At 33.1% G+C, this 25,874-nt stretch carries 23 protein-coding genes; 7 read left to right on the top strand and 16 right to left on the bottom strand.

Features of this window, described 5'->3' with window-relative positions; genetic code table 11:
• Positions 1–5 precede the first annotated feature (5 nt).
• The 4 genes from K1X16_RS02090 to K1X16_RS02075 form a co-directional block, all read right to left on the bottom strand.
• Positions 6–2,468, bottom strand: a complete 2,463-nt coding sequence (locus K1X16_RS02090) for a T9SS type B sorting domain-containing protein (RefSeq protein WP_225034866.1) — start codon at positions 2,466–2,468, stop codon at positions 6–8.
• A complete protein-coding gene (locus tag K1X16_RS02085; protein ID WP_225034865.1) occupies positions 2,465–5,896 on the bottom strand; it encodes a T9SS type B sorting domain-containing protein in 3,432 nt (1,143 codons plus the stop codon). The genes K1X16_RS02090 and K1X16_RS02085 overlap by 4 nt, the downstream gene beginning before the upstream one ends.
• 108 nt (positions 5,897–6,004) lie before the next feature.
• The gene (locus K1X16_RS02080) at positions 6,005–6,832 is read right to left on the bottom strand and encodes an ABC transporter permease (protein ID WP_195870751.1); all 828 of its coding nucleotides are present in this window, start codon (positions 6,830–6,832) and stop codon (positions 6,005–6,007) included.
• A gap of 60 nt (positions 6,833–6,892) precedes the next feature.
• Positions 6,893–7,789: an ABC transporter ATP-binding protein gene (locus K1X16_RS02075; RefSeq protein WP_225034864.1), complete on the bottom strand. Its 897-nt coding sequence runs from the start codon at positions 7,787–7,789 to the stop codon at positions 6,893–6,895.
• 216 nt (positions 7,790–8,005) lie between these two features.
• On the opposite strand from K1X16_RS02075, the gene K1X16_RS02070 reads away from it, so the two are divergent.
• Positions 8,006–9,067, top strand: coding sequence for a hypothetical protein (locus K1X16_RS02070; protein WP_195870749.1), 1,062 nt, complete (start codon positions 8,006–8,008; stop codon positions 9,065–9,067).
• Here K1X16_RS02070 and K1X16_RS02065 read toward each other — a convergent pair whose 3' ends face one another.
• From K1X16_RS02065 to K1X16_RS02045, 5 genes are all read right to left on the bottom strand, one after another.
• The gene (locus K1X16_RS02065; protein ID WP_225034863.1) at positions 9,068–9,586 is read right to left on the bottom strand and encodes a plasmid pRiA4b ORF-3 family protein; all 519 of its coding nucleotides are present in this window, start codon (positions 9,584–9,586) and stop codon (positions 9,068–9,070) included. It abuts the gene before it with no gap.
• 25 nt (positions 9,587–9,611) lie between these two features.
• Complete coding sequence (locus K1X16_RS02060) at positions 9,612–10,637, bottom strand: COX15/CtaA family protein (protein WP_195870747.1); 1,026 nt, start codon at positions 10,635–10,637, stop codon at positions 9,612–9,614.
• A 44-nt stretch (positions 10,638–10,681) separates the two neighbouring features.
• On the bottom strand, positions 10,682–12,100 hold the full coding sequence (locus K1X16_RS02055) for a CCA tRNA nucleotidyltransferase (RefSeq protein WP_225034862.1): 1,419 nt from the start codon (positions 12,098–12,100) through the stop codon (positions 10,682–10,684).
• A gap of 454 nt (positions 12,101–12,554) precedes the next feature.
• Entirely contained in the window at positions 12,555–13,256 is a 702-nt protein-coding gene (locus tag K1X16_RS02050; protein ID WP_225034861.1) for a sugar phosphate nucleotidyltransferase, read from the bottom strand.
• A 3-nt stretch (positions 13,257–13,259) separates the two neighbouring features.
• Complete coding sequence (locus K1X16_RS02045; RefSeq protein ID WP_225034860.1) at positions 13,260–14,459, bottom strand: UDP-N-acetylglucosamine 4,6-dehydratase; 1,200 nt, start codon at positions 14,457–14,459, stop codon at positions 13,260–13,262.
• Between the two features lie 186 nt (positions 14,460–14,645).
• Here K1X16_RS02045 and K1X16_RS02040 point away from each other — a divergent pair, with 186 nt between their 5' ends.
• Positions 14,646–15,407, top strand: coding sequence for a lipopolysaccharide kinase InaA family protein (locus K1X16_RS02040; protein WP_225034859.1), 762 nt, complete (start codon positions 14,646–14,648; stop codon positions 15,405–15,407).
• Here the strand turns inward: K1X16_RS02040 and K1X16_RS02035 are convergent, their stop codons facing one another.
• On the bottom strand, positions 15,408–16,172 hold the full coding sequence (locus K1X16_RS02035) for a glycosyltransferase family 2 protein (protein ID WP_225034858.1): 765 nt from the start codon (positions 16,170–16,172) through the stop codon (positions 15,408–15,410). It abuts the gene before it with no gap.
• A 40-nt stretch (positions 16,173–16,212) separates the two neighbouring features.
• On the opposite strand from K1X16_RS02035, the gene K1X16_RS02030 reads away from it, so the two are divergent.
• On the top strand, positions 16,213–17,037 hold the full coding sequence (locus tag K1X16_RS02030; RefSeq protein ID WP_225034857.1) for a glycosyltransferase family 2 protein: 825 nt from the start codon (positions 16,213–16,215) through the stop codon (positions 17,035–17,037).
• 1 nt (position 17,038) lies between these two features.
• Here the strand turns inward: K1X16_RS02030 and K1X16_RS02025 are convergent, their stop codons facing one another.
• The 5 genes from K1X16_RS02025 to K1X16_RS02005 all read right to left on the bottom strand — a co-directional run bounded on the left by K1X16_RS02025 (position 17,039) and on the right by K1X16_RS02005 (position 21,956).
• Positions 17,039–18,118 (bottom strand): UDP-N-acetylglucosamine 2-epimerase, encoded by a 1,080-nt coding sequence (locus tag K1X16_RS02025; protein ID WP_225034856.1) that lies wholly within the window; start codon positions 18,116–18,118, stop codon positions 17,039–17,041.
• Positions 18,119–18,131: 13 nt separating this feature from the next.
• Positions 18,132–19,073 carry a hypothetical protein gene (locus K1X16_RS02020; RefSeq protein ID WP_195870739.1) on the bottom strand — a complete coding sequence of 314 codons (942 nt, stop codon included), beginning with the start codon at positions 19,071–19,073 and terminating at the stop codon, positions 18,132–18,134.
• 50 nt (positions 19,074–19,123) lie between these two features.
• The gene (locus K1X16_RS02015; RefSeq protein WP_225034855.1) at positions 19,124–19,993 is read right to left on the bottom strand and encodes an ATP-grasp fold amidoligase family protein; all 870 of its coding nucleotides are present in this window, start codon (positions 19,991–19,993) and stop codon (positions 19,124–19,126) included.
• Between the two features lie 69 nt (positions 19,994–20,062).
• Positions 20,063–21,109, bottom strand: coding sequence for a sugar-transfer associated ATP-grasp domain-containing protein (locus tag K1X16_RS02010; RefSeq protein ID WP_225034854.1), 1,047 nt, complete (start codon positions 21,107–21,109; stop codon positions 20,063–20,065).
• A gap of 31 nt (positions 21,110–21,140) precedes the next feature.
• Positions 21,141–21,956, bottom strand: coding sequence for a 2,3,4,5-tetrahydropyridine-2,6-dicarboxylate N-succinyltransferase (locus K1X16_RS02005; protein WP_225034853.1), 816 nt, complete (start codon positions 21,954–21,956; stop codon positions 21,141–21,143).
• A gap of 363 nt (positions 21,957–22,319) precedes the next feature.
• Between K1X16_RS02005 and ruvX the strand changes: the two genes are divergently transcribed.
• The 4 genes from ruvX (at position 22,320) to mazG (ending at position 24,856) form a co-directional block, all read left to right on the top strand.
• On the top strand, positions 22,320–22,733 hold the full coding sequence (gene ruvX / locus K1X16_RS02000; RefSeq protein WP_225034852.1) for a Holliday junction resolvase RuvX: 414 nt from the start codon (positions 22,320–22,322) through the stop codon (positions 22,731–22,733).
• Positions 22,734–22,880: 147 nt separating this feature from the next.
• Positions 22,881–23,471, top strand: a complete 591-nt coding sequence (gene def / locus K1X16_RS01995; protein ID WP_225034851.1) for a peptide deformylase — start codon at positions 22,881–22,883, stop codon at positions 23,469–23,471.
• Positions 23,472–23,571: 100 nt separating this feature from the next.
• The gene (locus tag K1X16_RS01990; RefSeq protein ID WP_225034850.1) at positions 23,572–24,003 is read left to right on the top strand and encodes a DUF5606 domain-containing protein; all 432 of its coding nucleotides are present in this window, start codon (positions 23,572–23,574) and stop codon (positions 24,001–24,003) included.
• A 79-nt stretch (positions 24,004–24,082) separates the two neighbouring features.
• The gene (mazG, locus tag K1X16_RS01985) at positions 24,083–24,856 is read left to right on the top strand and encodes a nucleoside triphosphate pyrophosphohydrolase (protein ID WP_225034849.1); all 774 of its coding nucleotides are present in this window, start codon (positions 24,083–24,085) and stop codon (positions 24,854–24,856) included.
• A 455-nt stretch (positions 24,857–25,311) separates the two neighbouring features.
• On the opposite strand, the gene K1X16_RS01980 is transcribed toward mazG, so the two are convergent.
• Positions 25,312–25,860 carry an HNH endonuclease gene (locus K1X16_RS01980; protein ID WP_195870731.1) on the bottom strand — a complete coding sequence of 183 codons (549 nt, stop codon included), beginning with the start codon at positions 25,858–25,860 and terminating at the stop codon, positions 25,312–25,314.
• Positions 25,861–25,874 lie beyond the last annotated feature (14 nt).

Genomic DNA, 25,874 nt, shown 5'->3' with positions numbered 1-25,874 from the left:
TAATATTACCGCTTTAACGTAAAATGGTTAGTAAAAGTTCGTCCATCTTGAAGTTTCACTTTAAACCAATAATCACTTGTAGGCATCAGTTCTCCATTAAATGTTCCGTCCCAACCTACACTTAAAGGGTCGAGCTCTACTAATAGTTTCCCATAACGATCAAATATGAATACAGATGAATTGGGTTGAAATAGAGAAGATATCCCTTTTACTTGCCAATAATCATTATTGTCATCGTCATTTGGAGTGAAAAATTTAGGAAAGCCTATAACTGAAACCAAAGTATCTGTGATACCACAATTATTTTTGTCTTTTATATAAACTGTATAAAGTCCAGGTTCTACATTTTCAAAAGTTGTGGAATTTTGGTAAGGTCCATTTATATCATCAAGTGCGTATTCATAGTCACCTTCTCCACTCACAAAAATGGTGATGCTATTATTCTGCGTAGCATCTACAACCTCTATATTAGTCACAGTTGCAACATTTGAAGGTAAAACCGTGATCGTTCTATCTTTAAAACAGCCGTTGGTATTTGTAACTCTAACGGTGTAAGTTCCTGGCTCGCTAACCTCTATGGTATTAGTGTCTTCGCCTGTGGACCATTCGTAGTAGTAATTATTTGGCAGATCATCAATTAGACCACCATTGAGCGTAATTGTTTCTGGAAAAAAGTTGAGACAGTATTGCGTTTCAAATGTGGTATCAATATTTGGGAGTTTAAAAACAGTAAGATCAATTGAACTAATACCATAACAGGCGTTTGCATTTTCAACACGTGCAAAAATCGTTTGGTTGTATGGAGTAGTGTTTGTAAATGTTGTACCAATTGGATTGTTTTCAATTAAGGCGTCTTCATACGTTTCGTAATACATTATATCTAATCCAGAAGGTGAACCGGCTAAGATGGTACCATTGGCATCGGTAAGATTAAATTCCATAAAACCGTCTTCTGTGCCATCTGTATCACATAATTCTAAACTAGTATTGTTAGATGCCGTTGTGCTCACTTCTAACGTAACTTCACTAAAATTAACACAGTTTGTAGTTGTATTTGTGACTCTAGTATAAATGACTTGAGGATTAAAAAAGTTCTCGAAAGCATTTCCATCTATAGCATTTTCTTCATTTTCGGCATCTATTTGTGACAGATAATAGGCTATGTCTAAATCTGGATCTCCACCTGTAATGTCATCGTTTATTTCTGTTATATTAAATGTTGTAAACCCTTCTGGAATGCCATCCTCATCACATTGCAACAGTGTAACATCATTTGCAATTGGTTTAGGATCTACGGTAATATTAAAAACCGTAAAACCAATACAACCAGAATCTAAATCTTGAATTCTAACAAATATTTCAGTTGGAGTAGGTGCTGCATTTCTATAATTTAAAGCTAAGGGAGCTGCAGATGACTCGGCGTTTGCTTGACTCAAATGATAGCTAATCGCGTAATTAGCACTTTCAAAGCCATCAACAATTTCTTGAGATTTAATATTAAAATCAAAAGTTGAAATACCATTTTGATCATCTCCATCTAAATCATCATCACAAACGTTATAATTTGAAGGTGTGTTAAATTCGGTGAGTGCGGAAACATTAATGTCCACATCATTAATAATATAACATCCTGTAGTTGTGTTTTCGATTCTAATATACACGGTTTCATTACGCGCTGTGTTATTGAAAGTAGTACCTAAAGGATTAATATTAATGTTAGCATCGCTTTCAGATGTATGGTAGGTGACTACGACATCAGATTCTCCATTAATAATTTCATCTGTTAAATCAGTGAAGTCAAACGCTGTGATATTATCATTAAAAGGAGCCGTTGAATCACAAACATTGATGCTGGGTAAACTTGTTGAAGTTATGTTTGATGTTATCGGGTTAGATGGAGCTTCAGGAAAGGTAGCAGTTCCTGTCCACTCTAGAGAAAATGGACTATTTCCAATTGGTCTATCGATAACAATAAAATAGCTTTCGCCTGCTAAGACATCGATAGCACTCACAAAACTATCTCCATCCTGACCTGGACCTTCTGAGGTTTCTGTAGATGTAGTGTTTAATCCTGTTCTGTTATTTCCTTGATTAGCAGCTGCAGGATTTGTAGTAGAACAACGAATAGCTTGTCCGATATTTCCACAACTCACATTTGGTCCAAAAATAAAAAAGTCGTAATCTTCATTAATATTAGAGCTACTAGGTGTTAATGTAAAAGCTAAAGTACCTGCTGTGGCAATATTAACTTCTAACCATATACTATTGTTTTCTTGACCTCCACAGGTATTAGAGTTGTTTAATTCTTGTGTGCCAACACCATTAACATCTAAGCTGAAATCTGAATTACCACAAACGGTTACCGAAGATTGGCAATCGTTAGGTTCTTGAGCTAAAATTAATGTGCTGTAAAACAAGAAACATACTAATAGTGTCGCTTTTATAATAAGGTTAGGGGAGTTTGTCATCGTTTTAAAGTAAAGTGATTTGTGTAAGTGCGTCCGTCTTGTAATGTGACTTTAAACCAGTAGTCGCTCGTTGGCATTTTTTCGCCATTAAAAGTACCATCCCAACCCGAACTTAATGGATTGAGTTTTATGAGTAATTTTCCAAATTTATCGAAAATATACACTTTTGAATTGGCTTGAAATTGTTCAGATACACCATAAACTTGCCAGTAATCGTTTACGTCGTCATCATTAGGTGTAAAAAACTTAGGGAAACCAATAACCGAAACTAAATCTTCTGCAATACCACAATTGTTTTTATCACGAACATAAACGGTGTATATGCCTGGTTGTACATTATTAAAAGTGGTGTTATCTTGATAAGGCCCATTGCTATGGTCTAAAGCATATTCATAATCTCCTTCACCATCGACTAACACAGTGATAGAATTATTTTCAGAGGCATCAGTAACCGCAATTTGTGTTATGGTTGCGATATTAGAAGGTGAAACTGTAATCGTTCGATCATTATAACATCCATTGGTGTTAGTAACTCTTACCGTGTAAGTTCCTGGTGCATCAATTTCAATTTCAGATGTATTTTCGCCTGTAGACCATTCGTAATAATAGTTGCTTGGAGAATCGTCATTGATACCTCCATTTAAAACCATAGGTTCTGGTGAGGAATTCAGACAATAAACCGTATCATATGCGATCTCTATATTTGGTAAACTAAAAACAGTGAGGTCTATGGTACTTATGCCATAACATGCATTGGCGTTTTCAACTCGTGCGTAAATAGTTTGTTGATAAGGTGTGGTATTAGCGTATGTATTAGATAAAGAATTATTAGCTAGTAAGGCATCATCATAAGTTTGATAATAGGTAATGTCTAAATCTGAAGGCGAATTTGCTAATATAGTCGCATTAGCATCAGTCAGATTAAAAGTCATTATGCCATCTTCTGTACCGTCAGTGTCACATAAGGATAAACTTGCGTTGTTTGTAGCTGTTGAGCTAATTTCTAAAGTAATTTCGCTAATGTTAGCACATTCAGAAGTTGTGTTTGTTACTCTTGCATATAGTGTCTGTGGGTTGAAGTAATTCTCAAAAGCATCAGCATTTAATGCGTTTTCTTCATTTTCAGCATCGGTTTGAGAACTGTAAAAATCAACTGTAGTATTTTCTGCGTTATTAGTAATTTTACTAATACTATTAGTTAGATTAAAGGTTGTGAATCCTTCGGAAATACCATCTTCATCACATTGAATAATAGTAATATCATTAGCTTCAGGAATAGGGTTAATACTTACATTAAAACTATCTGTGATAAAACAATCGGAATTTAAATCGTTTTCAATTCTAACAAAAATAGTGTCGTTAATTGCTGTTGTATTGGTATAATTTGGAGGTAACAAATTGGCTTTAGAGTCAGCATCATCTTGAGAGTTATGGAACGTAATATTAACGTCAGTTTGATTGCCTCTGATACTAGGCATTAAATCTCCAAGTGCTATGGTTGCAATACCATCAGTGACATCACCAACATTATCACAAAACTGAATTGGGTGTAACGCTGGAGTTTGAGGGGTATTAAAAACCTCGATCTCAAACGAATTAACAGCAAAACAATTGGTGTTATTTACATTATCTACACGCACATATATGGTTTGTGGATTAGCAGTGTTTATATATGGAAACGTCATACTATTTTCATTAGACTCTGCATCTTCAATCGTTTCAAAATAATTGACATGGTGTTGTGCAGGATCTTGGGTTAATAAGGCTTCTTCATTTTTAGTTGTAAAATCGAAGCTAGTAAATCCGTCGTTATCAATACTATCACAAACAGCAACATCAGAAAGAGGATGTGCAACAGGAATATCAAACACACCAACAACAGCACTACCTTCAATGGGACATTCTCCATTATTAGGTTCAATATAAACTTCATAATAACCAGGTGTATCTACAACCAATTGCGACGTGGTTTCTGCTAATAGAACTCCATCTAAAGACCAAACATAATCTGCACTAACAATGTCATCAGCTTCTAAAGTGTACGTGTCATTTGCACAAAGCTTTAGTTCGGTTGTGCTTACACCATTTCTAATAATATCAATTTCAGAATTAAATAACGATTGAATGAATGGAGGTAAACCAATCTGACTCAAATTCTGGTTGGTTCCATATACATCTAATAAAATGCCTTCTTCGTCAAAATTAGCAGCTAAGCCATCGGCTTCAGGGTTATTAATAACGCCTAAGTGTTTGGTAATTGTTGGATGGCCACTGTAACTCAAATTTGCTCTATAAATACGACGATCTATGCCTAATTGTAATGCGCCAGCTGTAACGGAATTAGAGGAGTGAATAACTTGTTGCGAATTTGGAATATCATCACTTTCTAAATCCCATTGCAATAAGTGGCTCGTTCCATCGCCTGCAGAACCTTCGCTTAGCGTCGCATATACTTTTCTGTTTTCTGCCGAAAATTCTACACCATAAGGACTATTTCCATTTTGCGAGCTATAGAGTTCTAATGGGTTAGAAACAATTCCGGTTTCATTATTAAAATCGTATAAAAAAACATTGCCAGGAGCATTGCCTCCTGTAACTGTTGCCTCTCCGAAATTGGCAGCAACTAACTTTGAAGCATCCGGTGAGGTTTTGATGTACCCTAAAGAATTTCGTCTATACCCTTCAATAGGAATATACGGCCCAACAGTTGAAATTACAGGTGTGGTTTGTACACCATTGACATCAATTTTAAAGGCATAAAACTTATCGCCAAAGTGTGTAATCACCCAAAATGAGGAACAATCTTCAGCACGAACTGCCGTAATTTTTTCAGAACTTTTATATTGAGTTTCTAGTAGAATTGAAGGATCATAAGTCACTAAATGCACATTCTTTTCAATGGGATCTACATCTCCTAATCCACCGTTTAAAGACATATCGACTAATGAATAATTAAACCCATTATTGTAACCATCATCAGCAGAAGGAATGGTGCCACCTCCTTCATAAGTTCCAGTATATTGGTTTGGATACGTGCTTGCATTGTTCTGATGCGGTTCATCTACTGTAAAGAGATAGTACTTATCAGGATCTTCTGGTTTGGGAACAATTAATCCAGAGGATGTACTAGACGGATCGCCTAAAAGTCCGGTGCCATTAAAATAATTACCATTTGCCATAATTTGATGGTTGCGGTTCCAAACCGTTCTTCCATCGGAGTAAAATAATAAACTACCATCAGCATCTGAAATAGACGTACAACCTTCGAGCGTATTAATTTGACCATTTGTTAATGGCGTAACACTTCCATTTTGCGCATTAAATTGTAAGCCAGCATTTCGCCCAAAATACCAATATGAGGCTTCATTTTGTGCAAAAAAATGGGTGCTTGTAAAGACTACGAATACAAATAAAAAGATCGTTTTCATAAGAGCAAAATGTGGGTCATTCACATTGGGCACACAATATAATAACTAGAAGGTAAACTATTCTATGTTTTAACATTGTATGGTTGTAAAGCTATTTTTACAAAGCTATTACAAATCTCTCTTTTTAAGAATTCTATAGGATGAAAAGATAAAAATTGCAGTCCAACCAAGTACTATGGCAACTTCATACCAATGTACTGCGTAATCGTACATAATATCTGTTTTGTCAGGGAATTTTGTCATTACAACCCTTTGCATCGGTTGGTTAATTAAATTCCACATGGATTCTAACGGGAAAAATTGTTTAACGTTAAATGCGATATCTAACGAATCAGCTTGCCAAGATACTAGGCCGAAAATAATCCATTCTAAAATATAAAGAATGAACAAGAAGCCCAATGCAAAAGCCGAACGTTTTACCAACATCCCAAGAAATAGACACAAGCTGAAAAAACCAACCAATTTTACAAAATAAGCAAGTAAAAACTCAGATTCCCTAAAGATGATGTTAGCTTCAGTATAACTGGAATAATACATGCCAATTGTAAATGTTGCCAAACCAATTAAAATAGTAGCACACAATGAAAAAAATACTATCGTGTAGAATTTAGAAAGGATAAATTCCTTTTTACTTAGGCCATCAATAAGGTTTTGTTTTAGGGTTTTGTTGCTGTATTCATTACCAATCATGCTCACTACAACAATCGCAAAAAAGAATTTGAATTGCGCTGCAAAAAAGGTCGTAATATGCCAAATAATAGGAAAATTAAAAATGCCCAATTCACCAAGTTCCAACGTAAAAAAACCAAAGAAATTAATTTTAATAGACGAAAGAATTAACACTGTAAATGGTAAAATAAAAGAGATAATTATTAATACTCTACTTGCTCTATTTAGCCAAAGTTTTTGTAATTCTAATTGTATAAGACGTAACATATAAGATTGGTTTTTCGTACTCTAATGATTTAAGAGTACAACTGGTTTTTTTTGATTGATTTATTGGTGATCTGTTAGTTGTAAAAATTGCTCTTCTAAACTTTCTTTTCGTTTTACAAGATGTGAAAGTAGAATGCCTTTTTCAAACATAACTTTATTAAAATCAGCGGCTGACATAGGCTCGTTTAGAAATGCAGTAATTAATTCACCTTCCTCTTTGACTTTTTCAATATTAGAATGGGCTTTTAAAACCGTTAATAATTCTTTGTGCTTTTCTGCTTTAAGTTCAAAGAAACCATGGCTATTAATCATTTCATCTACACGACCTGAATAGAGTTTTTCTCCTTTTCGTAATACCACAACATGAGTGCATACTTTTTCTACTTCATCTAATAAGTGCGATGCTAAAAGAATTGTTGTGCCATTAGCTGCAATCCCTTTTATGATTTCACGTATTTGATGAATTCCTTGAGGGTCTAAACCGTTGGTTGGCTCGTCTAAAATTAAAATTTCAGGATCATTAAGTAGAGCAGAGGCGATAGCTAATCGCTGTTTCATACCTAAGGAATAGGTTCTAAACTTGTGGTCTTTTCGGTCTAACAAGCCAACAACATCGAGTTTTTCGTTTATTTTACTATGATCAACGCCTTTTATTTTACAAACCAGTTTTAAGTTTTGTTCGGCTGTCATGTACGAATAAAAATTTGGTCGTTCTATAATAGCACCAACGTGTTTTAAGGCATCGTGTGTTGAGGTGTTTCCATCAAACCAATGAAAGTCACCTTGTGTTTTATTAACGACGTTTAAAACAATACCTAATGTGGTTGATTTTCCACTTCCGTTGGGTCCAAGAATACCGTAAACATTGCCTTTGTGTATGGTGAAACTTAAGTTTTTGACTGCTGTTAAATAGCCGAATTTTTTTGTAAGATTATTAATGGTAAGGATTGGCTCCAAAATAATTGGTTTTTGAAATGCTGAATTAAAGTCAGCAAAAGTTGGTTATACAGATAAGACGATTGATGCCTTTGTTTGTTACAGTATTTTTTCTTTTCTGACAAATTAAGTATTAAAATGATGGCCTGAATTAATCACTATTGCCTGGAAAAAATATTTTAATCAAATTTAGAAGTAACTTTTTATTATTCATTTTAAAACCCTTAAATTTAGCACATGAGTGACGATTTAAAAATATCAAAACGAAAACCTACTTATCCTATATCGGAAAAATTGGATACGTATTTATCTGAATATAGACGAAATATTGATTTACCAATTTTTTATTCAGATTTACTACGTTTTCAAGGTTCTATTGTTGTTTATGATAAAAATGATGAAGATACGCTTTGGGTACGTGTGTATTATAATGATTATGAACGTGAAGAAATAGATCGGAGTTTAAAACAAGTGTATTCTCACTTACTATCCGATGGAGGAAAAGGGATATTAAAGTTCCTCAGTGTAGATGCTATTGATTTTTGTACGTTTGGAAACTCCAAACCATTTAGAATTAAGGTGAGAAACATTCTTAATGATAACTTCACGCATTTTTATGTTAAAACAGCAGATGCGTCGAGAGTTTATGGATTGGAATTAGAGCAAATGTTATCTCCATATCAAATTAATTTTTTGGTTTGTAAGGACACATTGATTGAGGAGCATATTGCCGGTATTCCTGGCGATGAGTTTATTAAAAACATGTTGCCAGACTGTAGTCCGAAAGAAAAAGCGCAGATAGCCAAAGAGTTTGTAAAGTTTAATGAACGTTGTTTAATTCGGCTTTTGGGAGATATGCGTTCTTATAATTATGTGATTGTACCAACACACGATTTTGACCATGTTGTTTTTAAAATTAGAGCTATTGATTTCGATCAGCAATCGTATGAAGGCAACCTAAAGATTTATAGGCCACAATTTTTTAAAGAGAACTATAAGATGGTTGAGTTGGTACGTAAAAAAATTCAAAATGAATCCGTCGATCAGTATAAAATTGAAGAACGTTCTATTGTCGCTAAACGAATGATTAGTTACCACACACGTCTAAATGCATTATTAGACTGTATGGTAGAAGATGAGATTTCTATACCAAAACATATAGAAATGCTAAAAGAAGATATCTATGGCTATACCATGGATTTAAATTTTAGAAAAAGTAAAAACATGGGAGAAATCCTTAGAAATGCACTCGATTTTGTAAAGCGAAACTACGAAGATGTTAATTTGAGGAGGTTATAGTTAGTTCCAGTTTTCATCAAAATCTAAATCACTATAATCATCGATATCTAAATCATCTTCAAACTCGTTGTAGTCGTCATCGTCTTCTTCAGCTTCAAATGTTTTTTCTGGAGCTTCATCAGGTATTTGACCATGTACAAACATTAGATTTGGATAATCAGTACCTTCGGCTTCTTCAACAATTTCACCTAACTCAACATAAAATGTCCACATGTTCAAGAAATCATAGAGATAGATTAAGCGTGTAGATGCTTCATGAATTAAGTCTTTAATGATGGTAGTGCTCATCATTTTTACTTCATTACCGGCTTCACTCATATCCAACATGGCAATTTCTTCACCTTGATTCCATTGCTCATCGCTCAAGTAAAACGAAGCCATTTCCATACCATCAAACCCAAAAGATTGTGTAATAACATTATGTAAATCTTCCATAGTGTCATTTTCTCGGATTTCTATATCACGGAACACATCATCTTCAGTATCGTTGTCTAGGATAATTCTAAATCTATAAATCATGCTGCAAAGTTAAGGGATTTTTTAATTATTTAGTAAAGCGATGTAAGGTAAATGTCATGGCGCTTAAAAGAATAAAAGCTCCTACTTGGTGTAAAACACCTAACCAAACCGGAACGGCTAACAGTAATGTGAAAACACCTAATAAAAATTGTACACCAACCATAATTAAAAGTAGGTTAATGCCTTTGGTTTGTAGTGTTGTTAATGTCATTCGTTTTGCTTTATACCAGATAGCGAGAATAAAAATAACCACCACATAAGCTAAAGTTCTATGCACAAACTGCACACCACTTTTACCTTCAATAAAGTTGAGGTATGTAGGACTGTGCTCTATAAGAACGGTTTCGTGCATTAATTTGCCTTCATTCATTAATGGCCAATGGTTATGAATCCAACCTGCATCTAAACCAGCTACAAACGCACCATAAATAATTTGAAGGATGAGAACAGCTAAACCAATTCTAATAAAATTTCTAAATTTTTTGTCTATCACTTTTTTATCAGGAAACATTAAATCTAAAGCCACCCAAAACGTATATGCAAAGGTTAAAAATGCCGTAGTTAAGTGTGCTGCTAATCTAAAATGGCTTACGTTTGGCTTATCTACTAAACCAGATTTCACCATATACCAACCCAAAAACCCTTGAAAACCACCTAAAAACAATAGAACAAGCGATTTTTTAAATGTCGATTTTGAAAGTCGTTTTTTAATTAGAAAATAAATAAAAGGAATGATAAAGACCAAACCAATAAAACGCCCAATAACGCGATGAATCCATTCCCAGAAATAGATGTCTTTAAACTCTTCTAGTCCAAAGTGATTATGTAGTTTTTGATATTCTGGGTATTGTTTATACAGTTCAAAAGCTTCGTTCCATTCTACCTCATTCATAGGTGGAATAGTGCCAGAAATCAATTTGTAGTTTGAAATCGATAAGCCTGAATGCGTTAATCTAGTGATGCCACCTACAATGACCATTATAAAGATTAATATACAACCGGTTAGTAACCAGTAAATAACTGCTTTGTTTTCTTTTTTTTGACTAGCCATACAGACACTAATTTATTTAACTTCCAACTTCCAACTTCCAACTTCTAACTTTTCACCACCTCAAGTCCAAGGTTTTTTCCTTTTTCTAACATTAACTCAAAAGCTGCTTCATATTCATTAGGGATTTCACCTTCTAAAATGGCTTCTTTTATAGCTTCTTTTATCAACCCGATTTCTCTTGAGGGTTTTAAATTGAAGGTTTCCATAATTTCTTCACCTGAAACTGGAGGTTGGAAATTACGAACCTGATCACGTTCTTCAACTTCAATAATTTTAGCTCTTACTTTTTTGAAATTGTTATGGTATTTTTTGAATTTCTTAGGGTTTTTTGTAGTGATATCTGCTTCGCAAAGCGTCATTAAATCTTCTACATAGTCACCAGCATCAAACACTAATCGTCTTACTGCGGCATCCGTCACATCGGTCGCTAAAACGATAGGTCGAGAGCTCATAAATACCATTTTCTGAACAAATTTCATTTTGTCATTCAATGGCATTTTTAAACGTTTAAAAAGTTTATAAACCATTTTAGACCCTACAAATTCGTGTGCATGGAAGGTCCAACCTACTTTTTTCTGAAATTTTTTGGTTGGTGCTTTTCCAATATCGTGCAAGAGCGCAGCCCAACGCAACCATAGATTGTCTGTGGTTTTTGCTATGTTATCTACGACTTCTAGTGTGTGGTAAAAATTATCTTTATGGCGTTGCCCCTCAATCTCATCAATTCCTTTTAAAGCTGTTAATTCTGGAAGGATAAATTGTAACAATCCTGTTTGTTCTAAATGCATAAAACCAATGGATGGTGTTTTGCTTTCGAGAATTTTATGAAGTTCTACAACAATGCGTTCTTTGGTAATAATCTTAATGCGCTCTTTATTATCAGCAATAGCTTTTAACGACGTCGCTTCAATTTCAAAATTTAGTTGAGTTGCAAATCTTATCGCACGCATCATACGCAACGGATCGTCACTATAGGTGATATTTGGATCTAAAGGTGTGCGAATTATGCCTTTGTCTAAATCATTCAGTCCATTGAAGGGATCTAAAAGCTCACCAAAGTTCTTTTCATTTAAACTTAGAGCTAAAGCATTAATGGTAAAATCCCGACGGTTTTGATCGTCTTGTAACGTGCCATTTTCTACAATAGGATTTCTACTGTTTTCGTTGTAACTTTCTTTACGTGCCCCAACAAATTCAACTTCAATCTCTTCATAACGCAACATGGCTGTTCCGTAAGTCTTAAAAACTTGAACTTTAGGTTGATTTGGTAAATTTTTAGCAACTTGTTTGGCGAGTTCTATGCCACTTCCAACAGCAACCACATCAATATCTTTTGCATCGCCACGATCTAAAAGATAGTCGCGTACAAAACCTCCAATAACATAACTTTCTACTTGTAATTCTTCAGCAGATTGCGTGATGTATTTAAAAATATTGTGTTTTAATGCTCGTTTGTGGTTCATAGGATAATTGAAACTACAGTTGCTCTATAAATAAATAGAAAATGTAACTGTATTTTTTGCTGGGCAAAGATACGATAGATGGCTAATGTTTTAAAAGGAATATGAAGCTTTTTATGTTGGATATTTTATAAAGATATTATAAAATCGAATTCTAGAGTAAGACTATTTAATTTATGAATTACATTTTGAAGATGAAACGTATATAAATATTAAGTTTTTAATCTCTTTATCTGAGCTGATTTGTCGTCCTGCTAAGGCCGTAATATGGGTAATAAAGAGAACGGTAATTGCAATTTGTGCCCTTAGGTACAACATATGGCGTACCTAAAGGCACGCAAGTCAAAGTTCAGTGTTGATTTTACCAATATAATGTGCCTAATGGCACAAATTTTAACTAAGATTAAAATGGCTACAATGTTTCTAGTAGACTTGTTTGCGTTAAAAACATATTAAACTAAAATTTAATGTGTTTTATATCGTTTTGAGCTTTGTTAAAATCTTCAGGCTTTCCGATGTCTAACCAATATTCAGAAATGGAATAATTCGTAATTTTTTTATTCTTTTCTAACAGAATATTAATAAAATCTGTAGCATCAAAAAAGCTGTTTTTAGGAATATATTCTAAACATGCTTTTTTAAACATATAGATGCCTGCATTCAAGTTATAGCAAGACGCGTGATTTAATTTTAATTCAGTAACCAATCCATTTTCTATTTCTACAACATCATGAGGCATATCAACATCATAAGGAACCGTTGCAATTAGTGCGTCACTGTCTTGAGTTTTGAACCTATTAAAAACACATTCGAAATTTATATTTGTGAGTAAATCTGCATTCATCACTAAGATATAATCTTTATTAAAATGATTAAGTTTTAAAGCACCAATAGTGCCTAATGATTTTGATTCTTTTATATAATTAATCTCTATTTGATGCTTGTTATGGTTTTTAAAGTATGCCACAATTTGATCACTTAGATAATTGACAGTAATGTGTATTTTTGATATGCCATATGATGCCAAGTGATCTGTAATGTGTTCAATTACAGGTTTGTTTCCTATTTTTAAAAGCGGTTTTGGAGTGTTTTGGGTTAATGGCATTAAACGCTCACCTTTACCACCAGCCATAATGACAACATCTATTTTGTTATGCATCAGTTACATTTTATTATCTAAATAGTGACCTGTTTCACTGTGGTTAAAGTTCGGTAATGTATTTTGAAATACTTGCGTTATATTGTCCTTTGTCCAAGATTTTTTTGCTTTAAACTCTTTTATAGTTTCTGAAAATTTGTTGAGTTTATCTGCGTTATCAATTTCTACACCATTTTTAATCACACCAAGGCTATTAAATCGATTGAGGTCTAATACGTTTTGTTTTGTAAAAAACGCTTCTGTTTCTTTTTCTCCAGTTGTATCTGTTGTTGACAATAAATATGGCCATTTTCCCGATTGCGGTAAAGTCTTAGCCAATTGTCTTGCTTCATTTTCATTGTCACATAAAAATGGTATGTATCCAAGGGCAGTTATATAGTTTATAGCGATATCTGCGAAGCTAATGAGGTTTAAGTTTTTAGTCAGTTTAGGAAAAAAAATATCGTTATTCTTACCAAAAATACACGATAGTAAACAAAGCTCTCCCGATTCTTTAGGAGTAATAAAATAGCGTTTGATATCGTTTGGTGCAACGATAGGTTGTTGCTTTTTTATACGTTGCTCAAAACTATGTAATAAAGAGCCATCCGAAAATGCCACATTAGCAAAACGTGCTGTAGAAATTGCGATGTTTTTGCTGTTTTGCATTAAAAATAATTCCATTATGCGTTTTGAAGCTCCCATCATATTAATGGGATTGGTGGCTTTATCTGTAGAAACGCAAAAGTATTTTTTTACACCATTTGTAATGGATTGTTGAATGGTTTTTTCGGTATTAAAAATATTGACATCAATCATTCGCATTATCGTGAACGCGTCTTCTTCACTTCGTACGTGTTTTAATGCTGAAAGATTTAGTACATAATCATAACTACCATCTGAAGCGATAAAAGCATCGTATGCTACTGAGCCAATATCTAATGCAAAGGTTTTAAAATCACCATTAATATAACCGAAAGAACTTCGGATATCTCTTACCAATTCTACCAAATTATTTTCGCTAATATCTACAATATGAAGCTTTTTAGGGTGACGTTTAAATATTTCTTTGGTAACCGCTTGCCCAATAGTACCAGCACCTCCGAGAACCAAGAATTTTGAAGATGCAACAATAGTAGTGAGTTCGCTATGATGTGCTTTTATATCGTGTTCAAACAACGCATTTTCTCTGCCAATAAGGTCTAAAATATTTTGTTTGGACATTTTTTTGTGGTTCATAAAGTAATTAGCGAAACGAGGGTTCTTTTGGTTAAATTAAAAAACGGGATTCTTAGCTTTGTAAATATAAGGTTTACCAATTATGTTTAAAAATGGTTACATTTATTTCTTTACTTTTATTATCCTTAAAATAGTCATAGCATTGATTATTAAAAATTGTAATATTGCCAAATGAAAACGATTAGAGTTAGAGCTGAATACAAGGCTTTTCAAGAAAAACTTGATTATTTTATTCAAAATTTTGAAACTGAAGGCACTCCTTTTGGTAATCAAAAACGAAACGCTCTTAGACTCTTTAAGTTGAATGATTTTGAGGTGAATATAAAATCTTTTAAAATCCCTAACCTTGTTAATCAAATAGCTTATAATTTTTTTAGAAAAAGTAAGGCGCAACGTTCATATGAATATGGCTTAGAACTTAAAAAACGAGGAATTGGTACACCAGAACCAATTGCTTTTTATGAATTTAAAACCTTGTTACTATTTAAAAAAAGTTATTATTTGTCTGAACAAGTCGATTGCGATTTAACCTATAGAGAACTTACGCACGATTTTAATTATCCGGATTACGATACCATTTTAAGGGCATTTACCAGATTCACGTATCAACTGCACGAAAAGGGAATTAAGTTTTTGGATCATTCACCAGGAAATACCTTAATTAAAAAGGTAGGTGACGATTACCAATTCTTTTTAGTGGATTTGAATCGTATGGAGTTTAAACACATGAATTTTGAAGATCGTATAAAGAACTTCGACAGATTAACGATTCATAAATCTATGGTAGAAGTGATGAGTGACGAGTACGCGAAAGTTTCAGGCGAAGATTATAATAAGATTGTAACGTTAATGTGGGACGCGACTGAGGCTTTTCAGGCGAAGCATCATAGGAAACAACGTATAAAAAAGCGATTACGTTTTTGGAGACGATAATTACACGTCCTTTTGTTTTTCTAATTCGCGTAGCTTAGAATATTTTAAAAATGTAATGTTTGCTGTTTGTACACAGATTACAAAACCATTAAAGCCATCTAAAAATCCAAGTCTTAAGAAATAAGATTTAAAAAATGCCCAAGTTGGGTTCCAAATAACTTTCAGTACTGAGCTTTTTTTTCCAGAGTTGAAATAGGCTTTAGCAGCAATCGTTGAAAAATATTCTGTCTTTTGATTAAACTCTGAATAGGTTTGATACGTTTTATGCAAAATATCTCCTTTTAAATGTCCTGATTTTGCTTCAGTATTGTGTAATTGTACATTATCATGTGGATTAATACCTTTCCACTCAGCTTTTCGTCTATCGAAAATGCGTAGTTTTTTATTCGGATACCAATCAGAATGTTTAATCCATTGGCCACAAAAATTATTAAAACGGTTGGCGAAATAGCCATCAAATTTCCAGTTTGATTTTAGGTTTATAATGGATTGCTGTAATGTTTTCGATAAAGCTTCGTCACCATCTAAAGATACCACATGGTCATATTTGGCTTGTGCTAATGCAAAATTCTTTTGTTCAATATAGCCTAAAAACTCTTGTTCTATGAAGTTTACATTAAACCGTTTGCAAATAGATTTAGTTTGATCGCTAGAAAAGGAATCTACAACTACAATCTCATCTACAACATTAACTAAAGATTGTAAACATTGTTCTATGTTACGTTCTTCATTAAAAGTAATAATGACTCCAGACAGTTTTAGCATGTTGTTGATTTCAATGCTGTAAAAATAGTATTTTTGCTAAATGCAATCTAATCTACAGGCAACAATAATAATTAGTACTTATAATAAACCAGAATGGCTTAAGCTGGTATTACTTAGTTTTGATATTCAAACCACCAAGAATTTCGAAGTTATAATTGCAGATGATGGCTCTGATGAAAAAACAAAAGCTATTATAGATTACTTTGCTAGACATTCAGATTTAAACGTTATTCATGTTTGGCAGGAAGATGACGGTTTTCAGAAAACAAAAATCTTGAACAAAGCCATTATGGCTTCCAATTCAGACTATTTAATTTTTACAGATGGAGATTGCATTGCGCGTCAGGATTTTGTGGCAACACATTTAGAATTGAGACGTGTAAAGCATGCGCTTTCTGGAGGTTATTTTAAGCTGACAGATGACGTGTCTAAGAACATTAATGAAGATGTTATAAAAGCTCAAAAATGTTTTGAAAAGGATTGGCTTATATTTGAAGGACAGCCAAAGACTTTTAAAATGAACAAGCTCACAACATCAGACACAAAAGCAAAGTTTCTAAACTTTATAACACCGACAAAAGCAACCTTTGATGGTATGAATGTTTCGTGTTGGAAAGCTGATATTTTAGCCGTTAACGGTTTTGATGAACGCATGAAGTATGGAGGTGAAGATAGGGAAGTAGGAGAACGTATGATGAATAATGGTATCACGTTTTTACAGATACGCTATAGTGCTATTTGTGTGCATTTACATCATGATAGGCCTTATAAAAATGAGGATGCAATGACCTTAAATATGGAAATAAGACAACTTACAAAACGCGAAAAATCGGCGTATACCAACTATGGTATTGAAAAGGAGTGAACTATTTTTTTATAGTGTAAGGCTTAGAAAAACTCTTTAAAGTAAAGTAACCCAAACGCTTTCTTATTTTATACTTTCGAATTAAATTGAGCGGTTTATTTTTTAAATGGCTTTTATCTTCGTGTAAAAAAGAAATACAAGTTTCAACAACGCGTTTACTCGATTTACCATCAAAATAGGGATGTAGTTGATTTATAAATGTATCAATATTTGCAAGTAGTTTTTCAGGATAACTGAGAGCCTCATCAAACGCGCTTTCTATGGCATTTGCACTTTCTATATTGATTAAGTAATCGTGATTAAACGTATGTCTATAGGTGACTACAGGTTTCTTCTGAATTAAAAATTCTTGTATAGCAGACGTTGTATCTGCAAACATAATATCTGCTTTTTTAAACAGCGGAACTAAATCGGTTGTATTATAATAAGTGAAGTGATTGCCGTTTAAAGTTTTCCATTTGTTTTTTATTTCTTGAGGCAATTTAGGATGTAAAACCATTATAAAATTGTACTTTCCAGTTGTTGCTAGTTCTTCAATGGTGTTAAAAACATCATCGTGAAGCGCTAAGCTTAATCGCTTACTAAAAGTAGACGCAATCATTATGGTCGGAAGTTCGGCTTTTTCTTTTTTTACAATTGGAAACAAAGGATCTACTTTACTCCAACCTGTTTCTTTAACTTCGAAATGAGGATGTTTTTCTTGTTGCATTTGAAATCCAGCAGTACTAGATGGTCCTTGTGTACAATACAAATCAAAAAAACCACGAATTCTAAAATGAGCAAATTTATTGTTGCCTTTTGGTCGTTTTTGAGCATTGAAGCCATGGAAAATCTGTACTTTAAGTCCTGTTATAAAATCGGGTACAGTATCTGTAGCTGTTAATACAATATGTGGTTCAAATTTTACGACATCTTGTATGGTGTTGAGAACATTATCCTTTCCTTTTAATGCGTCTTTACCATCATTAAGATCGCTATACCACATGGCAGTATCACCTCGGCTTAGTATTTCTTTTTCCAACGGATTTCCTATCGGCAAAGCATAGCTGTAAGAAATGTATATTAAGAATTTATAAGACATGCTTTTAATTAATTTATGAGGTACGTTTCTCTAACCAGTTTAAAATATATTCTAAAATGTGTGATGGACTACGGTCTAAACTTTGAAGTCCTAAAAACAACTTTCCTTTCGATTTTACATTTAATTTGAATTTATACCAAATCAAAGGTTTTTTGTAGGACCTAAAGTACATCAGTTTTAAATCACTATCAAAATAACAGGTTTTATTCTTTATTTCTAAATGATTAGCCAAGCCTTGAGGAGTAAACTGACTCGTTTTTCTAAAACGATGTTTAATATTTTCTAGAAGTACATCTTCGTTGTCATTAAAATAGTTTTCAAAGGTCGATTTACGTAACGGATGAGGTGTATGCTTAAAATTGTAATATTTATCAAAACCTGCTAATCGAGCGGCATTTTGCTGAATAGATTTATGGCCAACTCTCGGTTTTTTAAATTTTTTATAAAATATATCTTTATCAAACTTTAGCCATTTACCTCTTAAAATGGGTAACCCATTTTTAAAGAAATCATTTGGTTTTGTGTCGTTTATAAGAAAGAAATCATCATTAAAATAGATAAAGTGTTCAGCTAAATCTGGAATTCTGAATAAACAGGTTTCAATTGGTCTACAATTAAAAGTTGGTAAATACTCTTCATAACCTTTAAAGACCACTTTATGGTCTACTATAGAAACGTTTTTATACGTGTCGTCAGAACTGTTTTGTAAAAATTCAGGTGTTTGGTTGTCGGTAATAATGTAAATGTTTCTTATATACGGAGCGTATTTGAGAATAGAATTAATAGTAAACTTTATTTCATTAACCTGATCGAAACGTGTTCTAAATTTCTCAGAACTAATTTTAGTTTTATCCTCTAAATAAGGTAGCATTTTGGCTTTGTGGTTTTCGTCTTCGCCATCTACCCAGAGAATTACAGCATCAATAGTATGTTGGTCAGCATTGTTATTCGTCATAATTCACATTCCAAATATGGTACAAATTACCTTTAAATATGTTATCGAAGTTAATCTAATTTAGTAATAGCTTGTTGTCCCGATTCTAATTTAGGCAGTATAATGTAATCGCCAATAATTTTGTTGTATTCATCAGGAATAAAATCTTTTCTTCCATCCGATGGGTAAAACGTCATTTCACCAAAGATAGTTTTCCCTTGGATAGAGTAAAAATCAACTCGCACAAAAGGAAAATTTCCAGACAAAATTTCAGCAAATTTTATCATTTCCTCTAGGTTCGTTGGTTTTTTAATTGCTGAAGAAATACTTTTTTCTAAAGAAACATATCTGTAAGGTAATGGTTTAAAATCGAAATCAAAAAAACCGCGTTTATGATTATCTGCTCTATCTAAATGTACTTCTAAAAATTTAGGAGTGCCATTAAAACAATAAAATTTATAATCTATTAGTGAGTTTTCTTCGTCATCTTTTAAAAATTTTTCAACAACTATTCGTGGTGGCACATCTTTATAAGCCCATTCTTGTCCGATTCTGTAGTATTGATTTTTGCTTAACCATTTGTGAAACGATTTTATAGCTTTTTTCTTATCGAGATTTGTTTTGTCTGTTACAATTAAATTGTGACTGCTTGTATGGGTTGCTTTAACGACAAATTTATTAGGTAACTCTTCAAATGGAATTGATTCAGGTTTGTCATAAACTCCATAAATATCATTAAGGTATTGCGCTCCTATTTTTTCTTCAACATAAGTTCTAACGGCATATTTGTCTACTAATAGGTTTAAGATTTTTGGATGATAAAACACCTTCATCCATTGGAGTTTTTCATTAAACTCAATAGGGTTTTCTAAATCTAATTTTTTGCCAGTGTAATACTCGTAAGAAATTGGTGTATAAATTTTAGGCGGTAAGGATCTCATTTTCCGTAAGTGCCTTAAAAAAAATCGACGTATTATACTTGGCATTATTATAATGTTTAAATATTAAAATTACAATCCTTGTTTTTGTTTCCAAAGATTATTCCAACCTAAATCCTTAAAGCATGGTCCTGTAGTTGCTTCACTAAACTTTATGCCATTATTGATGCCGTTCACTTCAATAAGTTGAATTTTGTCTAAATGGTCTACGGCTAAATCCCAACCTAAACAACCCATAAACGGGATAGTTTTATGCATTTCTATAGCTTTTTCTAGGCATTTATTGAAATACGGAATTGTTTTTTGATGAAATGAGACCTTACTATCTGGATGTTTATCAATTTCAGTCCAATTCATATAGCCTTTAGGATGAAATTCACCTGAGTTAATATCTATAGAAACACTGACCGCAGAATTTGATTTAATATGAGTGTCTTTTGTACGACCAAATCTAATATAAGATGCTCGGGCAGAAATATTGCCTAAGGGATCAGATACTGTAGTGACTCTTATTGTTGCAACAGAATTATCAGCAAATTCTGAAAAAAATGGATGTTGCTGAATAAACTTTTGAAAAACTCCGTTGCCATATCCATTTGATAAAAATGTTGAAATATCAAAATTATTTTTATCTAGTATAAAGACACCTTTACCTCGTTTAGAGTTTTCTAATTTAAAAACTAACTTATCATGTTTTTCAAATAGGTAGTCTTTAACTTTATTTGGGTTTATAATTTTGCTATCTATACTGCAAAATTTACCGTTAAGAATATAGGCGACATCTAATGTTTCAATATCGGAAAGCAAAAAAGGGATAATGAAGTTTCGGTCTGCTACTTTTCCGTAATCTCCATTTAACTTTGGAATTACTTCTTTTGCATAATAATTATCAGGAATCCAACCGTCTTCAAATCGATTTTGAAAAGCAGAATACACATACAGCCATGGGGCATAGGCTTTATTGCCAAGTACTTCCGAGGCATATTCATTGGATTGTTTTTTTAGTTTTGGTTGAAGCTTACCCTTATAACTTTCAATTATATTCAGCGCTTTTAAAGCACGACCGTTTGATCTTTTAAGTTTAAAATACCAATATATATCATACTTCAGTTGCTCCATATCTAATTTCAGTTATATCTAATTTTAGGTTTTACACCGCTACATCATACTCACGCAAAGCGTCATTTAAAGACGTTTTCTTATTAGTACTTTCCTTACGTTTACCAATAATTAAAGCACAAGGTACTTGAAATTCTCCAGCGGCAAACTTTTTAGTATAACTTCCTGGAATCACGACAGAACGTGCTGGTACAACACCTTTGGTTTCCACAGGTTCATCTCCAGTAACATCTATGATTTTTGTACTCATGGTTAACACCACATTAGCACCTAAAACCGCTTCTTTTTCAACTTTTACACCTTCTACAACAATACAACGAGATCCTATAAAAGCACCATCTTCAATAATTACAGGAGCGGCTTGTAAAGGTTCTAAAACTCCACCAATACCAACACCACCAGAAAGGTGAACATTTTTACCAATCTGTGCACAGCTACCAACCGTTGCCCAAGTATCTACCATAGTGCCTTCATCTACGTAAGCACCAATATTTACATAACTTGGCATTAAAATAGTCCCAGCTGAAATATAAGCTCCATGTCGCGCTACAGCGTGCGGAACAACTCTAATTCCCTTTTCTGCATAGCCTTTTTTCAATGGAATTTTGTCATGATATTCAAATATTCCAACTTCAAAAGTTTCCATTTTCTGAATAGGGAAATATAAAACAACCGCTTTTTTTACCCATTCGTTTACTTGCCATCCATTATCAGTTGGCTCTGCCACACGTAAGGTACCAGCATCAACGAGGTCTACGACGCTTCTAATAGCATCAATAGTTATTTGGTTAGTTAAAAGAGAACGATCTTCCCATGCATTTTCTATAACGGATTGTAATTGTTTCATGTTTTCAAATTGAATTTAGACATCAAAGATACTTTTATAATAATTGAAGCTAAAATACTTTTTAATAAAATGTGACCTTTTAAAAAATGTAGTGTCTTAATAGTAATTAAATGCTCTGATATTTTAAATATCAGCAAATTTAACTAATAGCTAGTTTTGAAAACTCCTCTCCCCATTGATTGAGGAGTTTTCTTTTTTTAATAAAAAAATGTGACCTACATAAAAAAGTAGTGTCTTAAAGAAAACAATCATATTGATTTATTTTTTAGAGGGAATAGCTCATTTGATTAGTTTGGTTAAATTGATTTTTAAAAACGCTTCTTTTTTTAAGGAAGCGTTTTTTAATGCGTTATCTTTGCAATTATGGGACGAATTTTAGCCATAGATTATGGTACAAAACGAACAGGGTTAGCAGTAACTGACGAGATGCAAATAATAGCTTCTGGACTTACTACAGTGGAGACTAAAGAGCTAATTCCGTTTTTAAAAAAGTATACTTCAACAGAAAGCGTTGAGAAAATTGTAGTTGGTTTGCCTAAACAAATGAATAATACAGCTTCGGAAAGTGAAGTCTATATTCAGAAGTTTTTAGTGCAATTAACAAAAGCAATTCCTGAAATTCCTGTAGATAGAGTAGATGAACGCTTTACGTCAAAAATGGCATTTCAAACTATGATTGATGGTGGATTGAAGAAAAAACAAAGAAAAAATAAAGCTTTAGTCGATGAAATTAGTGCGACACTAATACTACAGAGTTACCTTACAAGTATTCAGTAAGACGTAGAATAAAAGAAATGTAGCTTAAGTCGTGTTAAAACGACTTGGCTTAATAACTATGTGTAAAAACACCTAAGAATTTAGTTTTTTAAAATTGAATTATTATCCATGATTTTTGGTACTTTTGCACGCGAAAATAAATGAATTATGATTTTACCTATCGTAGCCTATGGCGATGCTGTTTTAAAAAAAGAAGCAAAGGAAATAGATAAAGATTACCCGAAGCTAAATGAGCTTATTGCTAACATGCGCGAAACCATGTATGGTGCGTATGGCGTTGGTTTAGCTGCGCCTCAAATTGGTTTAGCTATTCGTTTGTTTTTGGTAGATACAAGTCCTTTTGCTGAAGATGAAGAGCTATCTGAAAAAGAAAGAGAGCAATTGAAAAACTTTAAAAAGACGTTTATAAATGCTGAAATTTTAGAGGAAGAAGGCGAGGAGTGGGCTTTTAATGAAGGTTGCTTAAGTATTCCAGATGTTAGAGAAGATGTTTTTAGACAGCCAAAAATTAAGATTCAATATCAGGATGAGAATTTTGATACTCATGTTGAAGAGTATGATGGTTTAATAGCTAGAGTTATTCAGCATGAATACGACCACATTGAAGGCATTTTATTTACAGATAAATTATCTTCATTTAAAAAGCGTTTAATTAAAGGGAAGCTTACCAATATTTCAAAAGGTAAGATTAAAATAGATTACAGAATGCGTTTTCCTGCAATGAGCAAGAAGCGTTAAAAACATATAAACTATTGTCACCCTGAGCGCAGTCGAAGGGTTTTTTAATAACAAAATAATTGGGCTTCGACTGCGCTCAGCCTGACGATAAAAAAACAAGATGAGCTTAGATACAATTTTATCCATTTCTGGAAAACCAGGTTTATACCAAATCGTAACACAAACGAGAACAGGTGCTGTAGTAGAATCGTTAATTGATAAAAAACGCATCACTGTTGGTGCACACAGTAACATAAGTATTCTTAGTGAAATTGCTATTTATACCTTAACCGAAGAAGTGCCTTTAAGAGACGTACTTAAAAAAGTAAAGGAAAAAGAAGGTGGACAACAAACGTCTATCAGTCATAAAGATGGTAAAGACGTTTTAGAAGAATTTTTCTTTGAAGTGTTACCAGATTATGATGAAGATCGCGTGTATCCTTCAGATATTAAAAAAGTGGTACAATGGTACAATTTACTTCAAAAAAATAATCTTTTAGAGGCTCTTGAAGAGACTAAAGAAGGGAAAGATACTTCGGAAGAAGAAGAATAAATAATACGTCAGTTCGAGTGGTTTTGAGCTGAAAGCTTTCAGCTCAAAATTGTAGCGAGAACATATGATATAAAAAGTAATGTCTGATAAAACAGCCCAATTAAAAGCTTTTGAACGTTTGTTAACCATTATGGACGAGTTGCGTGAGCAATGTCCTTGGGATAAAAAACAGACGATGGAATCCTTACGTCATCTTACCATTGAAGAAGTTTACGAACTTGGAGATGCTATTTTAGATGATGATTTAGAGGAAGTTAAAAAGGAATTGGGCGATGTGTTACTTCATATTGTGTTTTATTCTAAAATAGGAAGTGAGACTAACGACTTTGATATTGCCGATGTTTGCCATAGTATTTGTGATAAACTTGTAGATCGTCACCCACATATTTATGGTGATGTAAAAGTTGAAAACGAAGACGATGTTAAACGTAATTGGGAGCAACTAAAACTTAAAGAAGGTAAGAAAAGCGTGCTCGAAGGAGTGCCCAAAAGCTTACCAGCAGTTGTAAAAGCCAGTCGAATTCAAGATAAGGTAGCAGGAGTAGGTTTTGATTGGGAAGAACCAGAACAGGTTTTTGAAAAAGTAGAAGAGGAGCTTGCCGAATTAAAAGCTGAAATTGCAAAAGGTGATCTTGATGCGATAGAAAGTGAATTTGGTGATGTAATGTTTTCTATGATTAACTACGCACGCTTTCTTAAAGTCAATCCGGAAAACGCCTTAGAGCGAACCAATAAAAAATTCATTAAACGCTTTCAATATCTTGAAGCAAAAGCCAAAACTCTTGATAAATCCCTAAAGGATATGACACTGTCTGAAATGGATGTCTTTTGGGAAGAGGCTAAATTATTGTAATGTTTTTTGTCATTCCTGCGAAGGCAAGAATCCACTTTAATTACGGTGTTTATGTTTACAGTAAATTTATAGAAATCTAGATGTCTAAATTGTTTTCTAAATTGTAATTAAAACCTTAAAAGTAGTCTTACCTTTAATTTGAATAGCGACTTACTAAAGTTCGAATTTCCATCTTAAAATGGAATGCTTAGGTGCAATTTGTTAAAGTTTTCAAAAAATCAAAATCCAAACATCCAAAACTAAACTTTGTGCGTAAATACTGTATATAAAAGTTAAACGCTTTTATAATCTTAGTAGGAAATCTTAATTATTATTTTAAGCGGTTGTAATTAAGGTTAATTTAGTTTAGTTAGGGCAAAACCCACTTGTAAAGCACAAGTGGGTTTTGATATTTTAAAAATCTAGCTGAGATTAAATTGAAATTTTTAAATGAGATTACGTATCCAAATAAGAATTTATTCGGTTACCTCTCCCCAGTTTTCTCCAGTTTTTATTCTGTAAAGCTGCATTTCAGAAATTCCAAATTGCTTCGCAATCATTTTTAGACGCGTTCTACGATTAGGATCATTTATTTTCCGTTTAATAAACTTAACTTTCGTTTCAGTAAGCTTGGTATTTGAAGGTTTTTTACGCTTTCTATTTTTGAATTCAGGATTGCTAAACTGATGTATTTCCTTTTCTCTTTTCGTTGCCCATTTTAAGTTTTCAACTCTATTATCGGTTTTGTCGTAATTGAGGTGAATGACATATAGGCCATCATTTTGTTCTAAGAAATGTTCGGCTACCAATTTATGAACATATCTACTTGTTAGCTTACCATTTTTCTTTTGCTTAAGTGGTAGATTTTGATAGCCATTTATAAAATATTTCTTAACTAGAAATTCAGTTTCTGTTTTACAGTTAATTAGTCTACCATAATTAGAAATTTTGAACTTTTCATCTTCAGCAATATTGTCATCAAAAACTATCTCTTTCCATTCTTCGTTCCAATGGTCTCGTATCATCGTATTCTCCCTTT

Source organism: Winogradskyella sp. SM1960, assembly GCF_020179375.1.
Lineage (GTDB): Bacteria > Bacteroidota > Bacteroidia > Flavobacteriales > Flavobacteriaceae > Winogradskyella > Winogradskyella marina.
This window is presented reverse-complemented; position numbering and strand designations above follow the sequence as displayed.

Bases quoted from the DNA above. Each gene is read 5' to 3' on its own strand.
- mazG (WP_225034849.1), top strand. From the start codon at position 24,083: ATGTCTGATAAAACAGCCCAATTAAAAGCTTTTGAACGTTTGTTAACC.
- K1X16_RS02045 (WP_225034860.1), bottom strand. From the start codon at position 14,459: ATGTCCAAACAAAATATTTTAGACCTTATTGGCAGAGAAAATGCGTTG.
- K1X16_RS02090 (WP_225034866.1), bottom strand. From the start codon at position 2,468: ATGACAAACTCCCCTAACCTTATTATAAAAGCGACACTATTAGTATGT.
- K1X16_RS02025 (WP_225034856.1), bottom strand. From the start codon at position 18,118: ATGTCTTATAAATTCTTAATATACATTTCTTACAGCTATGCTTTGCCG.
- K1X16_RS02050 (WP_225034861.1), bottom strand. From the start codon at position 13,256: ATGCATAACAAAATAGATGTTGTCATTATGGCTGGTGGTAAAGGTGAG.
- ruvX (WP_225034852.1), top strand. From the start codon at position 22,320: ATGGGACGAATTTTAGCCATAGATTATGGTACAAAACGAACAGGGTTA.
- K1X16_RS02060 (WP_195870747.1), bottom strand. From the start codon at position 10,637: ATGGCTAGTCAAAAAAAAGAAAACAAAGCAGTTATTTACTGGTTACTA.
- K1X16_RS02085 (WP_225034865.1), bottom strand. From the start codon at position 5,896: ATGAAAACGATCTTTTTATTTGTATTCGTAGTCTTTACAAGCACCCAT.
- K1X16_RS01990 (WP_225034850.1), top strand. From the start codon at position 23,572: ATGAGCTTAGATACAATTTTATCCATTTCTGGAAAACCAGGTTTATAC.
- K1X16_RS02005 (WP_225034853.1), bottom strand. From the start codon at position 21,956: ATGAAACAATTACAATCCGTTATAGAAAATGCATGGGAAGATCGTTCT.
- K1X16_RS02065 (WP_225034863.1), bottom strand. From the start codon at position 9,586: ATGATTTATAGATTTAGAATTATCCTAGACAACGATACTGAAGATGAT.
- K1X16_RS02030 (WP_225034857.1), top strand. From the start codon at position 16,213: ATGCAATCTAATCTACAGGCAACAATAATAATTAGTACTTATAATAAA.
- K1X16_RS02015 (WP_225034855.1), bottom strand. From the start codon at position 19,993: ATGAGATCCTTACCGCCTAAAATTTATACACCAATTTCTTACGAGTAT.
- K1X16_RS02035 (WP_225034858.1), bottom strand. From the start codon at position 16,172: ATGCTAAAACTGTCTGGAGTCATTATTACTTTTAATGAAGAACGTAAC.
- K1X16_RS02010 (WP_225034854.1), bottom strand. From the start codon at position 21,109: ATGGAGCAACTGAAGTATGATATATATTGGTATTTTAAACTTAAAAGA.
- K1X16_RS02040 (WP_225034859.1), top strand. From the start codon at position 14,646: ATGAAAACGATTAGAGTTAGAGCTGAATACAAGGCTTTTCAAGAAAAA.
- K1X16_RS02080 (WP_195870751.1), bottom strand. From the start codon at position 6,832: ATGTTACGTCTTATACAATTAGAATTACAAAAACTTTGGCTAAATAGA.
- K1X16_RS02070 (WP_195870749.1), top strand. From the start codon at position 8,006: ATGAGTGACGATTTAAAAATATCAAAACGAAAACCTACTTATCCTATA.
- def (WP_225034851.1), top strand. From the start codon at position 22,881: ATGATTTTACCTATCGTAGCCTATGGCGATGCTGTTTTAAAAAAAGAA.
- K1X16_RS02055 (WP_225034862.1), bottom strand. From the start codon at position 12,100: ATGAACCACAAACGAGCATTAAAACACAATATTTTTAAATACATCACG.
- K1X16_RS01980 (WP_195870731.1), bottom strand. From the start codon at position 25,860: ATGATACGAGACCATTGGAACGAAGAATGGAAAGAGATAGTTTTTGAT.
- K1X16_RS02020 (WP_195870739.1), bottom strand. From the start codon at position 19,073: ATGACGAATAACAATGCTGACCAACATACTATTGATGCTGTAATTCTC.